This window comes from Tibeticola sp. (assembly GCF_022759015.1).
GTDB lineage: Bacteria > Pseudomonadota > Gammaproteobacteria > Burkholderiales > Burkholderiaceae_C > Tibeticola > Tibeticola sediminis.
Genome location: NZ_JAEMQB010000036.1, coordinates 1 through 4,122, shown reverse-complemented (window position 1 = coordinate 4,122; position 4,122 = coordinate 1). Strand labels below are relative to the sequence as shown.

Genomic DNA, 4,122 nt, shown 5'->3' with positions numbered 1-4,122 from the left:
GTTCGTCTTGCGCGCGGTGGCGTAGTCCTCGGGCACGGGATGCAACACCTCGAAGCGCACGCCGTCCCACACCCAGCGTTGGCCCGCGACGCAGCGGGTGGCCGGACGCACGGCCTGCAGTTCATGCTCAGGCTCGATGGAACTCAGCAGCGTCGCCCGCGGCTGCATGCGCAGCCCGGCGCGCGCAAGCACCGCCGCTTCCTGAGCGGCCTCGATGTCGCCCACCAGCAGCGCGCGGTTTTCGCCGTTGTCGACGTGCAGCACGCAGCTCAAGGCGTTCGTCTTGCGCGCGGTGGCGTAGTCCTCGGGCACGGGATGCAACACCTCGAAGCGCACGCCGTCCCACACCCAGCGTTGGCCCGCGACGCAGCGGGTGGCCGGACGCACGGCCTGCAGTTCATGCTCGGGCTCGATGGAACTCAGCAGCGTCGCCCGCGGCTGCATGCGCAGCACGGCGCGCGCGCCGCCGGTGTGGTCGGCGTCGCGGTGGCTGAGCAACACCATGTCCACCGGCTCGCCCAGCGCCCGCAGCAGCGGCACCAGCACGCGTGTGCCGGCATCGCTTTCGCTGGAGAACCGCGGGCCGCTGTCGTAGAGCAGCGTGTGCCCAGCCGTGCGCACCAGCACCGCATTGCCCTGCCCGATGTCGGCGGCCAACAGTTCGAACTGCCCGGGCGCCGGCCGTGCGACCGGCCACAGCAGCACGGGCAAGAGCAGCGGCAGGCCCATGAGGCGCACCGGCACCGGCAGGCGCAGCACCAGGAGCAGCGCGCCCACCACGCCCACCGCCCCCACCCACCAAGGCGCTGCGGGCACCGAAAGCGTCGCCCAAGGCAAGGCCGAGAGGGCCTCGAGCAGCGCCATCAGCGGCGTCAGCTCCCAAGCCGAAAGCGTCCACAGCGGCGGCGCCAACACGCCGCCCAAGGCCAGCGGCGTGACCACCAGCGTCACCCACGGAATCGCGACCAGATTGGCCAGCAACCCCACCAGCGACACCTGTCCGAACAGCAGCAGGGTCAGCGGGGTGAGCGCGAGCGTGACCACGCCCTGCTCGCGCAGCAGAGCGGACACTTTGGAAAGAATCAGGCGCTTTACCGGCGTGTTTCGGTCTTCTTGTGCTTTCAAATCCGTAGCAAACAGAACGCCGACCGCGACGAAGCTCAGCCAAAAACCCGCCTGCAGCAGGGCCCAGGGGTCCAACGCCACCACCACCGCCAGGGCCAGCAGCCACACCGTGGGCCACGGCCACGGCCGTCCCAGCAGGCGCAGCGCCACCATGACCGCCAACATCAGCACCGTGCGCTGCGCGGGCACACCCCAGCCGGCAAACCCAGCGTAGGCTGCGGCGAGCAGCAACCCACCGACCGCCGCCGCCGTCGGCGCGGGCAGCCACAGACACAGCCGCGCGCTGCGCCGCCAGAGCGCGCCCACCACCAGGCCCGCCGCCCAGGCAAACAGCGTGATGTGCAGGCCCGAAATGCTCATGAGATGCGCGACGCCCGTCGTCCGAAACACCTCCCAGTCGGCGTGCTCGATGGACGACTGGTCGCCCGTCACCAGTGCCGCGAGCACGCCGGCGATGCGCGCGCGCGCACGCCCGGCTGCCTCGGTATCCCCATCGTCGTCGGGCGTGGAACCCGCGCCGACGCGGTCCTCAATCGCATCGCGCACGGCTTGGCGCGCCTGCTCCACCGGGTGTCGTGCGGTCGCCTCCAGGCGCTGGGGCGGCGCATCGCGCAAGGCCACGCGCACGCTGCCGGTGGCCCGTATGCCCTGCTCCCACAGCCAGAGCTCGGCGTCGAAGCCGTGGGGGTTGCGGCTGCCGTGCGGGGCCCGGAGCGTCGCCGTGAAACGCCAGACCTCGCCCGCGCGCAGGTCAGCCGGCTGGCGGTACACATCGAAGCGCTCGCCGTCGGCCCCGAGCTGCGGCCCACCCCACCACCCCAAAAGCACGCGCGCAGGGACGTGCACCGGGTCACCGGCGAGCGTGCGGGCTTCGGCCACGTCGAAGACGAAACGCAAACCCTGCGCCTGCCGGGTGGGCATGGCCGCCACCATCCCGGTGAGCACGAGGCGCTGGCCCTCCAGCGAGGCCGGCAAAGCCTGTTGCGCCAGCCACACCGCCCGCAAGCCGGTTTGCGAAAAACCCAGACCCAGCGCCAGCACGAAGACACTGCCCCAACGCAGGACGGCCCCCGCCTTGGACGAGCGCCGACGCCCGACCCACACCAGCGCGAGCCCTGCGCCAAGGCTGGCCGCGAGCAACCCTGCATAGCGCCCGGCTGGGGCCAGCACCGGCTCGCCAAGTTGCAGCGCGCAACCCAGCACCCAGCCCAGCAAGGCCACGGAGCCCAGCCAAAAGGCCCAGCCACCGCAGGCCGGGGCTGGCGCTGGGGTCTCTGGGCTTGGGGGCTGGCGCTCCATGCGGGGATGTTAGGACATAGACTCGCCAGTCTGCACCGGCCCGCGGTCGGTGAAGCTGCACTCTGAAAGGACTCTGACCCATGAACGTCTACGACAAACTCGCCGAACTCGGCATCACCCTGCCCCCTGTCGCCACGCCTGCCGCGGCCTATGTGCCCTTCGTGCAGACGGGCAAACTGGTTTTCCTGTCGGGCCACATCGCCAAGAAAGACGGCAAGCCTTGGGTCGGCCAACTCGGGCGCGACATCACGACCGCCGAGGGGCAGGCCGCGGCACGCGCGATTGCGGTCGACCTCATGGGCACGCTGCACGCCGCCTGCGTGGCCGCCGGCACCGACCTCAACGGCGTTGCGCGCATCGTGAAGGTGATGAGCCTGGTGAACTCCACCGGGGACTTCACCGAGCAGCACCTGGTCACCAACGGCTGCTCGGAGCTGCTGGGCCAGGTTTTCGGTGCCAAGGGTGCGCACGCCCGCAGCGCCTTCGGCGTGGCGCAGATTCCGCTGGGGGCGTGCGTGGAGATCGAGCTCATCGCCGAACTGGTCTGAACGCAAAGCGCCCGGCGCAGAGAAGCGACGAATTTGAGGGCAGCCTGAGCATCGGGTCGGCTCAGCGCGCCGCGCTGGCCGAAAAAAACGACCAGATCAAGCTGCTCGCGTCGAACGCTGGCGAAGCCGATGGCTTGCCGCGGCGGGTAACGCCGCCGGGCCAGGAGTGGCCGCCGCTGTCGGTCACGCACAACTCCACCCGCACGCCCTGGGCGCAGCGGGCGTAGGCCTCGCAGCTCGCGCCCGCGAAACTCTGGGTGCGCTGCGGCGCGCCCTCGCAGCGGTCGCGCTGCGCCCAGCGGCGCATGGTCTCGGGCACCGAGGTGAAGTCGGTGACCTTGCTTGCGTCGCGGAAAGCGCCGGGGCCGGCGCCACCGTCGAACAGCACATGGTCGTCGTCGCGGGCGTGGATGTGCAGCACCGATACCGGCCGCGCCGGCGTGCACTGCAAGGTGTTGTCGGTGCCGGCCACGCTGGCGACGGCGCGAAACAGGTCCGAGGCCTCGCAGGCGAGCCGGTAGGCCATCATGCCGCCGTTGGACATTCCGGTGGCAAAGATGCGCGCAGGGTCTATGGGCGCGCGCGCCTGCAGCTGCGCCACCACGGCGCGCAGGAAACCCACGTCGTCCACCTGGCGGTCGCGGGCGTCGCCGCAGCAGGCCCCGGCATTCCAGGTGGCTAGACGCCCGCCGGCAAAGCGGCTGTAGCCGTTCGGGAAGGCGACGATGAAGCCGCCTTCATCGGCCGCGCGGATGAGGCCGTAGCGCGTATCGTCGGCCATGAACTCGGCAAAGCCGCCCCCGCCATGCAGCGCCAGCACCAGCGGCAGCGGCTGCCCCGCCTCGGCCGCCCGCGGCACGTGCACCACCACCTTGCGCTCGAGACCTTGATGCGCCACGCGGATTTCATGGTCGCCTGGTGTGAGAGGCAGCGCGGCGGCGGCTGGCGTTGGCGCGGTCGCCGCACGCCGCTGTGCGATGCGCTCGCGCAGCGAGAGCCGCCCCTCCTCGGCCTGCGCCGGCAGGCTCATTGCAGCCAAGGAAAGCACCAGCGAGAGGGCAGACACCCCGGCGCGCGCACGCCACGTGGCTTTCCGGCGACCCTGAAATGCTTGTTTTTTCATAGCATAAACGCACCATTTCACGTCGGC

Annotated in this window: 3 protein-coding genes; 1 reads left to right on the top strand and 2 read right to left on the bottom strand. The window is 70.9% G+C overall.

Annotated elements, in window-relative coordinates; translation table 11 throughout:
* On the bottom strand, positions 1-2,424 hold a 2,424-nt coding region (locus JHC36_RS02100; RefSeq protein ID WP_287915252.1), incomplete at its 3' end, for a DNA internalization-related competence protein ComEC/Rec2.
* An 80-nt stretch (positions 2,425-2,504) separates the two neighbouring features.
* Here JHC36_RS02100 and JHC36_RS02095 point away from each other — a divergent pair.
* Complete coding sequence (locus JHC36_RS02095; RefSeq protein ID WP_287915249.1) at positions 2,505-2,972, top strand: RidA family protein; 468 nt, start codon at positions 2,505-2,507, stop codon at positions 2,970-2,972.
* Between the two features lie 61 nt (positions 2,973-3,033).
* Here the strand turns inward: JHC36_RS02095 and JHC36_RS02090 are convergent.
* Positions 3,034-4,122 (bottom strand): extracellular catalytic domain type 1 short-chain-length polyhydroxyalkanoate depolymerase (locus JHC36_RS02090; protein ID WP_287915246.1); only part of this gene is annotated, 1,089 nt, incomplete at its 5' end.